This window comes from Banduia mediterranea (assembly GCF_031846245.1).
GTDB lineage: Bacteria > Pseudomonadota > Gammaproteobacteria > Nevskiales > Nevskiaceae > Banduia > Banduia mediterranea.
The window spans coordinates 46645-61704 of sequence record NZ_JAVRIC010000017.1; the positions used below are offsets into that span (position 1 = coordinate 46645).

11 protein-coding genes are annotated in these 15060 nt (G+C 62.9%); 4 read left to right on the forward strand and 7 right to left on the reverse strand.

The genetic code is table 11. From position 1 onward, the window contains the following. The first annotated feature begins 199 nt into the window (after positions 1 to 199). From RM530_RS12185 to RM530_RS12200, 4 genes are all read left to right on the forward strand, one after another. Positions 200 to 1282: a BMP family ABC transporter substrate-binding protein gene (locus tag RM530_RS12185; protein WP_311365509.1), complete on the forward strand. Its 1083-nt coding sequence runs from the start codon at positions 200 to 202 to the stop codon at positions 1280 to 1282. A gap of 458 nt (positions 1283 to 1740) precedes the next feature. Further along, positions 1741 to 4149 (forward strand): TonB-dependent siderophore receptor, encoded by a 2409-nt coding sequence (locus tag RM530_RS12190; RefSeq protein WP_432276095.1) that lies wholly within the window; start codon positions 1741 to 1743, stop codon positions 4147 to 4149. Positions 4150 to 4482: 333 nt separating this feature from the next. Continuing rightward, positions 4483 to 5640 carry a purine nucleoside permease gene (locus RM530_RS12195; RefSeq protein WP_432276096.1) on the forward strand — a complete coding sequence of 386 codons (1158 nt, stop codon included), beginning with the start codon at positions 4483 to 4485 and terminating at the stop codon, positions 5638 to 5640. Between the two features lie 48 nt (positions 5641 to 5688). Next, a complete protein-coding gene (locus RM530_RS12200; protein WP_311365512.1) occupies positions 5689 to 6630 on the forward strand; it encodes an AEC family transporter in 942 nt (313 codons plus the stop codon). A gap of 143 nt (positions 6631 to 6773) precedes the next feature. Here the strand turns inward: RM530_RS12200 and RM530_RS12205 are convergent, their stop codons facing one another. The 7 genes from RM530_RS12205 to RM530_RS12235 all read right to left on the reverse strand — a co-directional run bounded on the left by RM530_RS12205 (position 6774) and on the right by RM530_RS12235 (position 15039). Further along, complete coding sequence (locus RM530_RS12205) at positions 6774 to 7838, reverse strand: purine nucleoside permease (RefSeq protein WP_311365513.1); 1065 nt, start codon at positions 7836 to 7838, stop codon at positions 6774 to 6776. Between the two features lie 304 nt (positions 7839 to 8142). After that, entirely contained in the window at positions 8143 to 9054 is a 912-nt protein-coding gene (locus RM530_RS12210; RefSeq protein WP_311365514.1) for a 2OG-Fe(II) oxygenase family protein, read from the reverse strand. Beyond that, positions 9051 to 10280 (reverse strand): MFS transporter TsgA, encoded by a 1230-nt coding sequence (gene tsgA, locus RM530_RS12215; protein WP_311365515.1) that lies wholly within the window; start codon positions 10278 to 10280, stop codon positions 9051 to 9053. The genes RM530_RS12210 and tsgA overlap by 4 nt, the downstream gene beginning before the upstream one ends. A 320-nt stretch (positions 10281 to 10600) precedes the next feature. Continuing rightward, positions 10601 to 12040, reverse strand: a complete 1440-nt coding sequence (locus RM530_RS12220) for an adenosine deaminase family protein (protein WP_311365516.1) — start codon at positions 12038 to 12040, stop codon at positions 10601 to 10603. Between the two features lie 28 nt (positions 12041 to 12068). Then, on the reverse strand, positions 12069 to 12914 hold the full coding sequence (gene mtnN / locus RM530_RS12225; RefSeq protein ID WP_311365517.1) for a 5'-methylthioadenosine/S-adenosylhomocysteine nucleosidase: 846 nt from the start codon (positions 12912 to 12914) through the stop codon (positions 12069 to 12071). A 15-nt stretch (positions 12915 to 12929) separates the two neighbouring features. Then, positions 12930 to 13979: a purine nucleoside permease gene (locus RM530_RS12230; protein WP_311365518.1), complete on the reverse strand. Its 1050-nt coding sequence runs from the start codon at positions 13977 to 13979 to the stop codon at positions 12930 to 12932. 43 nt (positions 13980 to 14022) lie between these two features. Continuing rightward, complete coding sequence (locus RM530_RS12235; RefSeq protein ID WP_311365519.1) at positions 14023 to 15039, reverse strand: adenosine deaminase; 1017 nt, start codon at positions 15037 to 15039, stop codon at positions 14023 to 14025. Positions 15040 to 15060: the final 21 nt, after the last annotated feature.

Sequence of the window (15060 nt, forward strand, 5' to 3'; positions counted from 1 at the left end):
GTCCCGGCAGTGGCACGACCATTGCGACGACGCTCGCCGATAGCCGGTCGAGTTCATGGTGTATGCAAAGACGCAGTGCTTTGCGTACGCCATGCACGAATCAGAGTGGGGACGGGTGGGGACGGTGCCGCTTCATGTTGAAGCCGTCGAGTCGGTGCCAGGATATTGCCCACACCCTGAAACCAGAAATTGTGAGCGCATGAACAGAATGAAGCGGTTGGGTTTGAGCTTGATGAGTCTCGCGGCGGGTCTGCTCGTCGCCGGCAGCGCCTGGGCTGCGGACCCGCTGAAGGTGGCGTTTGTCTACGTGGGGCCGGTCGGCGACGCCGGCTGGACCTATGCGCATGAGCAGGGCCGGCTGGCGCTGGTCGAGGCGCTGGGCGATCAGGTCGACACCACCTATGTCGAAAGCGTGCCGGAAGGCGCGGACGCAGAACGCGTGATCCGCCAGCTGGCGGCGGACGGCAACCAGCTGATCTTCACCACCTCGTTCGGCTACATGACCGCGACCCACAAGGTCGCGCGGATGTTCCCGAAAGTCGCTTTCGAACACGCGACCGGCTTCAAGACCGGGCGCAATGTCGGCGTCTACGAAGCGCGCACCTATGAAGGGGCCTACCTGCTCGGTGTGCTCGCCGGCAGTCTCAGCAAGAGCAACAAGCTGGGTTATGTCGGCTCGTTCCCGATTCCCGAAGTGATTCGCAACATCAATGCGTTCACGCTCGGCGCGCAGAGCGTGAATCCGGACATCAAGACCAAGGTCATCTGGGTCAACACCTGGTACGACCCCGGCAAGGAACGCCAGGCGGCCGAAACCCTGATCGCGCAGGGCGCGGACGTGATGTGTCAGAACACGGATTCGCCCGCCACGCTGCAGGTGGCGCAGGAAAAAGGCGTGTACGCCTGCGGCTGGGATTCGGACATGTCGCGCTTTGCGCCGGACGCGCAGATTTCCGCGGCGATCCTCAACTGGGGGCCGTTCTATATCGAAACCGCGCAATCCGTGATGGACGGCAGCTGGAAGCCCGCTGACATCAAGGGCGGCATCGCCAACGACATGATCCAGATGGCGCCCTTGCTGCCGGCGATCCCGGAGGATGGCGTGGCGGCGTTCGAGGCCAGGAAGGCGGCGTTGGCGGATGGATCGTTCGCGCCGTTCCAGGGGCCGCTGCTGGATCAGGGCGGCAAGCTCAAGGTGGCGGAAGACGATGCACTTTCAAGCGAAGCGCTGATGTCGATGAACTGGTATGTGGCCGGGGTCGAGGGGGCGATCCCCAAATAGCCTTAACGTGAATCACGCGCGCCGTGATGTGCCGACCGCCCCCGCCCGCTTGCGGGAGCGGTGGGTGGGGGGACGGCCATGCCGCAGGCAGATTCATTTCTGCGGGGTGTCGCTTGCGGCATGGCTGTCAGATCGCAGAACTCGCGGGCAGGCGTTGATCGGGCTGTCGCCCGACGCATCGCCGGACCCTCAAAAATTGAGTCACCGCGCGGCGCGTCATTCGCTGATTCGGTAGCCAGGTGTGACTTGGAGGCAGGTATTCGGTAAGCACTGACGCCCCGGAACGAGGTGTCAGCGGCGGTAAGGAGTGGGACCGATGCACGCAGGAGGCGTTGCCGTTGAGGCGCGCCAGTGCAGATGTCACGGAAATGAAGCTGACAAGTCTTTTCAACTATTTTGGGGACGGGAGTCACATGAAGCGTTCAAAGATGGCCTGGAACACACAGGCCCTGGCATTGATGATGTTGGGCGGCAGTCTGGCGGCTCCGGGCACCCTGCTGGCGCAAGACGCCGATGAAGAGGAAAGCTCGACCGAACTGGGTACCACGGTGGTCGAAGGCGAGGTCAACGACCAGCTTGAGATTCTGCCGACCGAGCCGAACGGTTCGGTGTTCGGTTTCAACAAGACGCTGCTCGAGACGCCGCGTTCGGTGACCTCGATCAGCAACGAAATGCTGAATCGTTTCAACCTGACCGAGCTGGATGATCTGGTGGCCCTGAGCCCGGGTTCGTTCACGCAGTCGTTCTTCGGCGTGGCCGGTTCGCTGGATGTGCGCGGTACGCCGGGCGAAGTCTATTTTCGTGGTGTTCGTCGCATCGACAACCCCGGCAACTATCCGACGCCGATCGGCGCCACCGACCGTATCGACATCGTGCGCGGTCCGGCTTCCCCGATCTACGGCCCGTCGAAGATCGGTGGCTACCTGAACTTTATCCCGAAGTCGGCGCGCGCCGACACCGGGCAGTACATGCCCAAGGCCATGGGTGAGCTCAACATCACGCGCGGCAGCTGGGACAAGGACATCCTCACCGCCGAAGTCGGCGGCCCCGGCAAGATCGGCGACAAGGCCTTCGGCTATTACGTCTACGCCGAGACCGAGGATTCCGGGTCCTACTACGAGAATTCCTCCACCGACCAGAGCATCTACCAGGCCTCGTTCAACATGGACCTGACGCCGAAGTCGCGCATCGAGTTCGGCGGCATGTATCAGGAATACGAAGGCAACCAGGTCGCGGGCTGGAACCGCCTGACGCAGGACCTGATCGACGACGGGACCTACATCACCGGCCTGCCGATGTCCCTGGACCTTGATGGTGATGGTCTGATGTCGGCGGCGGAATCCGTGTCGCAGCATCTGACGGTCTTCCTCTTCGAAAATGGCATCGGTACGACCTCGGCCGAAGACATCAATGCCCAGCTTGACGGCAACCCGTACATGGCGCTGCAGAATCCGGGCACGACCCACATCGATGGCAGCCAGGTTCTCGTGCAGGAAGACGATGAGCTGACCGATGACGTCATCACGTTGTACTTCGACTTCATTCACGATTTCGACAGCGGCCTGACGATGACCAACAAGTCGTTCTACGAATCGCTCAAGAACAACAACGAGAACCAGTACGGCTTCTCGCAGTTCGCGGACACCTGGGCCTTCGAAGATCAGTTGATCTTCGCCTACCAGACCATGCACGGTGACAAGGTGGAGGCGGCTTACCAGTTCAGCCCCTCGATCCGCTATCAGGACTTCGAACACGGCGACAACTTCGCCTTCGAGTATTTCGATCGCCGCGACATCACCCAGCCGGGTTCGCCGGTGGATCGGCGCTCACTGGCGACCCGTGATCCCGGGCTCGAACCCTATTCGTCGCATACCAAGGGCAACTTCACCGATCTCGCCGCGGCCGTGCTGGCCGACTACACGTTCTTCAGCGACATTCACCTGCTGGCCGGCGCGCGCTACGACCAGATCGACGTGGAGTCGACCTGTATCGAGGGTGCCGACTGTGCCGACATCGCCGGAACCCAGTTCGACTCCTCCGACGACGCCTTCTCCTGGTCCGGGAGTCTTTCGTACGACATTCCGAAGACCGGGATGACGCCGTACTTCACCAAGTCCAAGCAGACCACCTTGATCGTCGGCCAAGGTGGCCAGGTGCCGGCCAGTATCGTCATGGACGGTCATGCCGTAGCCGATTCGGAGCTCACCGAATATGGTGTCAAGGCCAGTCTGTGGGGTGGCCGCATCTACACCACTGTCGCGCATTTCAAGCAGGAGCGCGTCGACTACAACGCCCAGGACACGGTGACCAACAACACCACCGAAGCCAAGGGCTGGGAGTTCGAGTTCCGCGGCGTCATCAACGACAACTTTGCCGTAACCGGCGCCTGGACCAATCTTGAGGTTCACAACCTGACGGCAGCGCAGAACGGCAACCAGTTCTCGTTCGCCGGCGCCGAAGACCTGCCCGAGGGCGTTGATCCTTCGCGGATGTTCGGTGGTGTGGCCATCGGCAACGTCTACGATAATGAAAGCGCGCGCAAAGCCGGCGTTCCCGAGAACATCTACAGCGTCTACCTGATCTACACCGGCACCACGGGCTGGATGTCCGGTCTGACGGCGACCGTCGGCGCCACGCATGTGGACTCGGTCTATTCGGGCTTCTCGCAGTCCGTGAAGCTGCCGGAGTACACCCTGGTGAACGCGGGCATCAACTACGAAATGACGCATTGGACGGTCGGCCTGTCCGGCAAGAACCTGACGAACGAGGAGTACTACCGCTCCAACTTCCCGGATCTGTTCGGCTCCTCCGTGGTGCTGCCGGAAACCCCGCGCAACTGGCTGGTCACCCTGGGTTACAAGTTCTAGGGCTGCGCAGCGGGTGGTTTGGCAAGGGGCGCGGATGGGCGACTGTCCGCGCCTTTTTGGGGAGCCGGCAAGCATACGTCCGTCGTCATTCCGGACAAGCCGCAGGCTTGATCCGGAATGGTGGGCGGGAGCCCACGACGCGGACGCCGAAAAAGGCTGGGCGCCAAAGCATGAGCGAATCCCCGGGCGCATTGACGTCGGCTTGGGATACCATCCCGACCCAATTCGGGAAGCAGGCTGGCCACTCGATTCTGTGTTGGATGCGGCTCGCGCGCCGCGTCCCTTACGAATGCGATGGGTCGATAGAGCAAGGAGTAGGGGCAGGTGAACACGATCAATATCCACAGACTCTTGGGCTGGATATCCGGCTTCCTGTGCGTGGCTGCGGTCGCGCTGGCGCTCGCCGGATGCTCGCCGCAGTCGGCGGAGCCGGCCCAGGTCGATACGGCCGCAGGTGATGCCGCGGCCGAGGCGAGCCAAGCCGCCATCGAATCGCCGACGCAGGCCGAACCGCTGGAGGTCAAGGTGGTGGTGGTCACGATGTTCGAAATCGGCGAGGACACGGGCGATCAGGCCGCCGAATTCCAGCTCTGGTACGAGCGCCAGAAGCTGAGCCAGCGCTTCGCGTTTCCGCATCATCACGATCTGTTCTTCAATCCGGACACCGGCGTGCTCGGCATGGTCACCGGCATCGGCACCATGAATTCGTCGAGCGCGATCATGGCGCTGGGCCTGGACCCGCGTTTCGATCTGAGCAAGGCCTACTGGCTGGTCGCCGGGATTGCCGGTTTCGATCCCGAAGACGCTTCGATCGGCTCGGCCGCCTGGGCCGAGTACCTGGTCGACGGCGATCTCGCCCATGAAATCGATCCCCGCGAGATTCCCGAAGACTGGATCACCGGTTATTTCGCGCGCGGCACCAAGTCACCGTATGAGAAGCCGCGCCCGGAATCGTCCGGCGAAGTGTTTCACCTGGACCCGAAGATGACCGAATGGGCCTATCAGCTCACCAAGGACATCGAACTGCCCGACAGCGACGTGCTGCGCCGTCGGCGTGAGAACTACGCGGGCTTTCCCAACGGTCAGAAGCCGCCGTTCGTGCTCAAGGGGGACAACCTTGCTGGCATGACCTATTGGCACGGCAAGCTGCTCAATGACTGGGCCAACCGTTGGGTCAAGTACTGGAGCGACGGCAAGGGCAATTTCGTGTCGTCCGCGATGGAAGACACCGGCACGTACCAGTCGCTGGTGTATCTCGACAAGGCCGGCAAGGTCGACAAGCAGCGCACCATGGTGCTGCGCACCGCCAGCAATTATGCGATGCAGCCGCCGGGCGTCAGTGCCGTGGACAACCTGCTGATGGACCATGACGGCTACGCCGGACTGGATGCGTCGGTCGAAGCAGCCTACGTGGTCGGCAGCACGGTGGTGGACGACATCGTCGCCCACTGGGACCGATACAAGGATCAGTTGCCGTACGAAGCGCAGTAGCCGTCGGCCCTCGGAACATGCCGGACGCAGCAGGCCGCAAACCATTTGATGCTTGAACTGTTCTCGCAGACCCTGGCGGTCACCGTGCCGGTGTTCGCGATGGTGCTGCTGGGCATCGTGCTCAAGCGCATCGGCTGGATCGATTCGGCTTTCATCGGCACCGCTTCGCTGCTGGTGTTCAAGGGCTGCATGCCAACGCTGATCTTCATCAGCCTGCTCAAGGCCGACACGCATGCGGCCATCGGCTTCGGCCTCCTGAGCTATTTCACGCTGGCAATGCTGGCCAGCGTCGGTCTGGCGCTGGCCTGGGGCATCTGGCGGATTCCACGGGAAGATCGTGGCGTCTATGTTCAGGGCGCTTTTCGCGGCAATTGCGGCATCGTCGGCCTGGCTCTGGCGGTCAGTTCCTACGGAGACTTCGGGCTGGCGCTCGGCGGTATCTTCGCCGCGATCGTGATCGTGATCTACAACGTGACGTCAACCGTGATTCTGGCCCACTACAGTGCCGATATCCGTTCGAGCTGGCGCGACAACGCACGTGGTATCGCCACCAATCCGCTGATACTCGGCGTGGTGCTGGCCTTGCCGTTCGCGTTCTTCGACATCGGTCTGCCCGATTGGCTGATGCGCTCGGCGCAGCTGTTCGCCGACCTCACCCTGCCGTTGGCGCTGATCTGCATCGGCGGCACGCTGTCGCTCGCGGCGATCGCCCAGGCCAGCCGGATCGCGGTCAGCGCCAGCACGATGAAGCTGCTCGGTCTGCCGCTGGTGTTCACCGCGCTGGCCTATGCGCTGGGCTTCCGTGGTTCGGAACTCGGCGTGATGTTCCTGTATTTCGGCAGTCCCACGGCAGCGGCCAGCTTCGTCATGGCGCGCGCCTACGGCGCCAACGACAAGCTGGCGGCGGCGATCATCGTGCTCACCACCATCGCCGCCGCGGTGACGATCAATCTCGGCATGTTCGTGCTCGGTTCTATTGGCGCGATATAGGGCTGGGTTTTGTCTCGCGCGGAGACGCAAAGGCGCACAGAAAGAAAGACCCTGAGTCAAAAAGGCGGTTCTTTGCGCCTCCGCGTCTTTGCGAGAATCCCGCTTTTTCGGGCGTCCGGACCTGCTCGGTTCGGGCAATCGATCTACGGCTTGTCGCCTTCGAACGGACTCTGCCGGTACCGCTCCCAGTGTTCGCTGAGTTCGCGTACCACCGGGCTGCCGACCCGCCAGTGAGCTTCAACGGCGGGGCCCATCGCGCCGAAACCATCGATTTCGCGTGCCAGGCTGTCTGCGGCGGACAGGCCGGTGGGCTGCATGCTGAAGTTGCTGCCCGTGCGCAGCAGCATCACCCGCTGGAAATCGGCTTTGCCGCCAGCCTCGAGGAAACGGATCGCCTCGAGTATGCCGCTGTCTTCCACTGCGGTGGTGACGAATTCGCCCTGGCCGTGCGTCCAATAGTGGACCCAGTCGTTGGCCCATTGGTTGAGCAGCTTGCCGTGCCAGAAAGTGCTGGCGGAGATATTGTCGCCCTGCATCACCCGTGGCGGCTTTTGCGCGGCGGGAAACGTGGTGTAGCCCGCGCGGATCGTCGCAAGGGTCTTGTTGTCGTCCAGCTTGATGTCGCGGGTCAGCTCATAGGCCCAGTCGCCGAGCCTGGGGTTGAGCTTGAAGACCTTGCCCTGGCTGGTGTCTACCGGTTCGGAATATGGCGTCTTGTGGTGCAACGGGATATAGCCGGTGGTCCAGCCCTCCGGAATTTCGCGCGCGTCAATTTCGTAACCCCAGTCGCCGTTGACGACCCACTTCCCCCAGACCGCCGAACCGACGGTGGCGTCGTTGGGGTCGATGCCGGCAATGCCGCCGATCAGCCAGTACGCCTGGCTGAAATCGAAGCGTGGGTCCATGCCCATTGCCATGACGCTGGCCGCCGCACGGTCTGCCGTGAGGCCGGTGTAGGTGACCAGCACGCCGCGCTTGCGATCCAGGCAGGCAGCATGGGTGCTTTGCGGCAGTGGCATGCAATCCAGAGGTGAGTGGCCATCGATGCCGCGTTCGTACCAATGCTGGAATTCGCCGGCATCGTCGCCGCTGTCCGCGCCCAGTTCATAGTTGACCAGTACCACCACGCGGATCGGGAGCGGTGCCGTGGTATCGGTGGCCGTTGCCGTCGGCGGATTCAGGCTGGTGCCGAGCAGGCCCAGTGACACGACGGTTTGGCGGAAAAGAGTTCGTAACCGCATTTTGGATTTTCCTCGGTTTCGATGGTTTGTTTTGCGCAAAGACGCCAAGAACAGCTTTTATTCAAGCCGTTTCTTCCTTTGCGCCGTTCACGTCTTTGCGGGAACGCTGCTTTTCTGGGGGTGCCACTTCTTCACGCTTGCCGCTATGTGGTGACGATCAATCTCGGCATGTTTGTGCTCGGTGTGGCCGGAGCAATCTAAGCGCCCTGAGCGAGGCCCCACACTCGGCCGGGCTGGTGTACCGGACCGGGTGCGAGCCGGCGTGGCGCTGCTATCGGCTTTCGGTCATCGCGTAGTCGGTGCGCTGGCGAGCGAGGATGTGTTCGGCGGCGCTGATGCCGGACTGCGCCGCGCCGTCGGTCGGTGCGACCCAGGTCTCAGGGTTCGGGTGGTGGAAGAACACCAGTGAACGGCGCGCCTGCGGGGTCGCCTGCGGCGGAGGGTTGACTACTCGGTGCAGGTTGGCCGGAATGCGTCCTCCGGACCACAGGTGCACCAGGTCACCGGCCTGCAGGAGGTAGGCGTCATCTCGTAGGCGTACCGGTACCCAGGCCTGTTCGGGACCGATTGCGGCTTCGAGCCCGCCGGGGGCGTCATCGGCCCACAGCAGGGTGATGCCGCCGATATCGGTGTGCGCGTGGGCACGCAGGCGACCGCTCGGTGGGGCGCCGGTCTGCGCGTGGAAATGATTGAGCACCAGGTTCGAATGTTGTCGCAGCGTCCACGCCGGCAGGTCGGACTCGGGAAGCTTTAGCCCCTGCGCGATCATCCGGGTGAGCCGGCTCGACAGGCTATGCATGGAGGCGTAAAGCCGGGTCCAGGCTTGGCTGAAGCCAGGCGGGTGCTGTGGCCAAAGCGGGAAGCTGGTGGCCCAAGCCGCATCATCGAGCTGCGATTGGCCAGCCGCCAGCCGGACCTCGAAGCGTTCGTGCAGATCGGCTTTCGGTCCGGATTCGTTCACCGGTTGCCAGCCATACCAGGGGCCGTCACCGGGCCAGATGACTTTCTGCTTCTCGTCGCGTGGCAGGGCGAAGAACTGATCACCGGTGCGGACCACGGCTTCACGTTCTGCGGTGGGGATACCGTGCCCGACCACGAAGACGCAGGAAGCTGCAATCAATGCGTTGACGAGGTCCTCGGCGCTGGCGGTCTGGAGATCGATGACGGGAACGGTGGCGGTCATGGCTGGGCTCCTGGAGTGTCAAATTGGGGCGCCGCCTCGTTCGGCGCTTCACGGTTGCGCTTCTGCGGTACCGCCAGGCAGATGCAGGTGGCCATTGCCAGATAGCAGAACGTGACGAATCGCAGGCAGAAATAGGTGTCGAAACGTTGCACCAGTTGGGCGCTCAAATACGGACTGATGGCCTGGCCGGCCGCGCCGCAGAACAGCAGGAAGGTCACGACACGCTGTGGGTGGCGGACCAGGGTGGCCGCAAAGCTCAGGCTCAGTTTCAACATGCCGGCGTTGGCGATGCCGAGCAGCAGGGTCACGGTCAGCACGCTTGCGGCGGTGCTTGAGGTCCACACCAGGCATGAACCGAACACCGAACTGATCGCGATCAGCGGCAGCAGAGTCTTGAGCTTGAAACCTTGCAGCAAAGCCACCAGTGTCAGCTGTCCGATGACCATGCCGGTCCAGTAGCGGCTGATACCGCCAGTGCTTTGCGCATAAGCGAATTGCAGATGTTGTTCCAGGTGCTGGGGTAGCCAGATCAGCATCGACACTTGGCCCAGCATGTAGAAAAACAGCGCGGCGGCGCAGAGCCAGACGGCAGCCGGCCAGCGTTCGCGCCGACTGGGTTCATTGATTTCGCGAACCGACGGCGGGTAGCGGCTGCTCCAGGCCAACAGCACGATCAGTGCGCAGATGACGGCCAGGACGATGTAACTGGTATTCCAAGGCAGGCCGTGAGCGATGAATGCGGCCGCTGTCGGCGCGCTGACGATGCCGGCGAGAGCGAAGCAGAGATCGGTGCACAGCATCGCCACGGCCTGACTGCGCCCCGTATAGCTCAGCGCCAGCGTGACCGCGCCACCGCTGAGGCCGAGCCCGCCGACAGTCCCTACAATGAACAACAGCGCCGCCAGCAGCAGCCAGCTGCTGCTGAGCACTATCGCCAGCAACGCGGCAGCGGCGATGCAGTAACAGCTGATGAAGGCCTTGCGCAGCCCGCTCCATTCGAAATAGATCAGGCTCAACAGGGTGCCGAACATCACTCCACTGCTGAGGTAGGAAAAGTGCGCCGCGACTTCGGTGAGCGGTCTGCTGAAGTGTTGCGCCATTGGGCCACTGATCGCGCCGATCTGAGAAATCAGGCCGGACAGGACGAAGTAGCAGAGGAAGCTGCCGAGCGTCAGCCGGACGAGATTGGCGTCCGGCCAGCGCATACGCGTCGGTCGGATGCGCATCTCAGTGCTGCTCGCCGTCGGAAAGCGCCACCGTCGAGACCCCATCTTCGCATTGAACCGCGGTGGCAAAGCGCTGACGGTTGCCGGTCCGCGATCGGTCTCGGGTACCACGAACCGGTTGATGCCGTGGTCGATGCGTCATGAGACTCACTGATTGAGCAGCGAAACGAATACCGGTGGGCCCCGTCGGGGGGCGTGTGGCTGTCGCCGGTCTACGGTATTGCAGCTCCCGCGCCGCCGAGATGACCATGATCAAGGTCGTGATCGCGGTGGGCAGCGGCAGAGTCGGGTGGCGAATCACCTCAGCGTCTCGGTATGAATTAATGGTGGCGTGGAAGGCACAGCTTGTAGCGCTTGCACAGAAACGAGTAGCTGACCGGCTCGACATCGTTCAGCGAGTCCCAGCCACGGCGTTTGAATGCGGCGGCGAAGCTCTCAACGCGCTTGTCATAGTCCTTGAGCAGTTTCTGCTTGACGGGCTCCTCGACGAAGGCGAACTGCAGAGAGTTGCGGCCCATCTGCACGATCTCCTCCCAGGACAGGTTGAATTCCTTCACGGCCACGTAGTACTCGTCGCTCATGTTCGAATCCCACATGCCGCGATCATCGGTGGACAGCGCCACCGGAATGCCGATGCGCAGGTATTCCGGGAACGGATGCTGGGAATAATCGCTGACGTATTCGAGCAACAGGTTGCTGATCAGGTTGATCTCGACCAGATAGGGACCGTGGCGCATCAGCAGCATCGTGTCCGGATCGCTGATCAGGTTGACGCCGTGGCCGATGCGCTCGGCGCCCAGCAGCAGCGTGTCGCGGACGTGCTCGTTGGGTTCGTCCACCTCGCCGCCATGAATCGACAGCTTGATGTCCGGGTAGTGGCGGCGCAGTTCGCGCAAGGTCGGCAGGAAGCGCAGCGGATAGCCCTTGTCATTGTCCTCGCGTCCGACCATGTTGATGCCCACGAACAGATCGCGGTTGCGGTCGACGAAGGCGTACAGGGTCTTGAGAATCTCCTCGGCGTTCGGCAGGAAACGCAGTAGCGTGATCTGCAGACGCAGGGTTACGCCGGTGGCCTTGGCATCCTTCCGTGCCAGCCGCTCGCGGTAGATGTCCACGACCTCATCGGGCGGGAACACGCTGCCGTCCGGTTTGAGCGCGCCGAAAGCGCCATGCTGCAATTCGAGATAGCTCAGGCCTTCGGCGCCGAAGGCCTGCATGTCACGCACCATCATGTCGGCCCAGATGTACGGGTTGTTGGATACGTCGTTGAGGCGCTGCCAGTGCGCGCCGAAGAATTCGTTGCGGCCCTCGTAGGGCTGGTCCAGGCGGATGCTGTCAAGCCAGCCAGCCTTCTCGCGCGGGCTGAGATCCTGCAGGCGCTTGTACTCGCGCTTCTCGCAGGCATCGAGCTTGTCGTAGTTGGAGGCCTGCAGATTGCGGAACAGCAGCAGGTAGGGCGCCATGCCGAACTCGTTGGTGCCGTAGTTCTCGCAGTTCTCTATACGCACCTTGGTGTAGTAGGTGTAGCCCTTGTCGGCCTGTGCCAGAGTGGCGTCCCATAGCCATTCCGACAGCACTCCGCCGGAGAGATGGTTGTGCAGATCGCCGCCCTTGGGCAGTGCATACAGGAAGGTGTACAGCTGTTCCGGCGTGGCTTCGGCCTTGAGCTTTTCGAACCAGGCTTGCGCCGCTTGCGCCGGTGCGCCCAGCGCAGTGATTGCCAACACCATCGCGTTCGCAAGCAGGACCAATCTACGCATCGACATCCCCGAATTTTCGTCTGTTGAGTTACAGCGAGTTGAGCAGGTGCAAGGAGAACAGGGCCGCCTGCTTCGCGGCGATCGGCCCCAGGCGCAGATAGTCGTCGTTCGGCGCTTCCTGTGCCACATTGCTGCCGCCGCGCACCACCAGGAACGGCACGCCCAGATACGCGCAAACGTGCCCGAGCGGTGCGGATTCCATCTCCATGATGTCCACCTTGAACTGTTCGCGCAGCGTGTCGATGCGCTGTTGCGTCACGCCGAACAGATCGGATGAAGCGACCACGCCACGCCGCGCCTTGACCGTATAGGTCGAGCCATTCGCCGTGACCTCCGGGCCTTCATAGCTGGCGATGGCCTGGTCGGCGATCTTCAGCAGCGCATCGGGTGGCGAGAATGCGTTCTCCATCTCGGCACCGTCGTCGGGGCCGTTCATCGGGCGGTACACCATGTCCTTGCGCGTCAGCGAGCCATAGTCATGTTCGTAGAGCGCGGTGGCCACGATCACGTCACCGGTGCGCAACTGCTGGTTGATGCGTGCGCCGGTGCCACTCATCAGTACCAGCCGAGGCTTGAACTCGCTGATGAACAGGGTGCTGGTCATGCCGGTAAAGGTCTTGCCGATGCCGGTGATCGCCACGATCACCGGCTTGCCGTCGATATGGCCCTGCCAGTAGGGAATGCCCCACAAGGATTTCTTCTCGGCATCCTTCATCGCCTCGATGAACGGCGGAATCTCCTGCGGCACGGCGCCGAGGATCAGAATAGTGTCGCTGGGCTTGTAGTGCGTCGGCGTGGCCGGCGCCTCGGCGGCCTGGGCCAGTCCGGTGACGAGCAGCAGCCCGCCGAGCAGTGTCCTGATGATGGCTTTCATGCCTGGGTCTTCCGTTCAGTTCGAGGAGGGTGTGGCATCGCGGTATCGCGGCCAGTCGGAGAGCAGTTCGTCGACGACCACGCCGCCGACCTGATAGGCCGCTTCCAGCGCCGGGCGTCCGTTCTCCGGGTAGGGCGCCGTCGTGCTCCAGGCGGCGGTCTTGCCCTTGGGCGGCATCGAGTAGTTGCTGGCCGTGCGCAGCACCATCACACGGTCCAGATCGACCCGCTGCGTGCGCGACAGGCGGCGCAGCGCGGTCAGGGTGCCGCTGTCCTCCATCTCGCCCATCATGAAATTGCGGTCCGCGCCGGCCTGCAGGCGCACCCAGTCGTTGGCCCATTGGTTGAGCTTCTCGCCATGCCAGTAGGTGCTGGCCGATAGACTCTCGCCCATGGTCACGAACGGTGGTTTGACCGCGTTCGGGTAGCCCTTGAACTGCTTGCGGAATTCGGCGATGCCGCGGCTGTCCGCCACCGGATGATCCTTGCTCAGCGCGTAGGCCCATTCGGCGAGTTCGACATTGAGCGGGAAGTGGATCGTGTCCACGGTCCAGCCGTCGGCCTTGTCGTTGGGTTTCTTGGCACCGAGCGGCAGCAGGCCGTAGGGCCAGTCCTCGGGAATTTCGCGTCCGTCGATTTCGTAGAGCAGATCGCCGTCGACCACGGCGCGTGCCCAGGCGGCCGTGCCCAGCGAGACGTCCTCGGGGTCGCCGCCGGCGATGCCGGCGACCAGCCAGTACGCGCGGCTCAGATCGAAGCGCGGGTCCAGGCCCAGCGCCATGATCGAGGCCGTGGCATTGGTGATGCCGCCGCCGGTGCAGATCGCCAGCAGGCCGTCGTCATTCATGCGCAGCGCGTATTCGCCGAGCGGAAACGGGAATTCACGATCGAGCTTGCGCCGCTCCACCCAGAGCTGGAACTCGCCGGGATCGTCGCCGGTGGGTTCGCCGTTTTCGAACATCGAGACGACCACCACCTTGACCGGTATGGGTTCGGCGACGGCAGCACAAGCCAGCACCAGTGCGCCGGCGGCGAGCGCCGCATTCAGGAGCTTGAATCGGGACATCGGGTTTCCTGTAGTCGGGGTCGCTGTCTGTCCGAAGCGGATCTCAGGCAGCGGCAAGCTGGTGGTCGAGCATTGCCAGATAGCGCGCGCGTTGCGCATCGTCGATCCAGGCCACGACGAAGGCATTGCGTACCAGCTGTGTGATCTCGTCCAGGCTCAGGCCGCCCTCCTCGTGCAATGCCAGCAGGTTTTCGTTGACGTAGGCGCGAAAGTACGCAGGGTCGTCGGAGTTGATCGTGGCGCGCATGCCCAGTTCCAGCATGCGACGGATGTGCGTGGCCGTGAGGTCCTGAACCACGAAGCGGTTGGACACAGGACACACCGTCAGGCCCAAGCCGCGTTGCACGATGTCCGCGCAGATCGCGGGGTCTTCGAGCGAGTTGATGCCGTGGTCGATGCGGTCCACGCCAATCTCGTCCAGACATTGGCGGATGTGGCCCAGCGTGTTCTCCTGGTTCACGTCGCAATGCATCGTCAGGCGGTAGCCCTCGGCGCGGGCGCGTTTGAACACCTCGGCGAACTTGCTGGGCGGGTTGCCCTTTTCGTCCGAATCCAGACCCACGCCGACGATCCAGTCCTTGTAGGGCAAGGATTGTTCCAGCGCTTCCATCGCCGATTCGGCGCTCATGTCGCGCAGAAAACACAGGATCAGCTGGGACTCGATACCGAGTTCGGCGGCCGCCTGCTTCTGGGCCAGACGAATGCCGGTGATCACGGTTTCGAAACTCACGCCGCGACTGGTATGCGCCTGCGGGTCGAAGAACGGTTCGCAGTAGAGCACGTTCTGCTCGCGCGCCTTCTTCAGGTAGGCGTAGCTCAGCTCGTAGAAGTCCTGCTCCGTGAGCAGCACGCGCATCGCGCTGTAGTAGATCGCCAGAAACGACGGCAGGTCATGGAAGTCGTAGGCCGCGACCAGCGCCTCGGGCGTGTCGTAATCCAGTGCCACGCCGTTGCGCTGCGCCAGCGCGAAGCTCAGCTCCGGTTCCAGCGTGCCTTCGAGGTGGACGTGCAACTCGGCTTTCGGCAGTTTCGCGATCAGTTCTTGTGCGGGTGTCGGCATGGTTGGCGGTCGGCGGTGGCG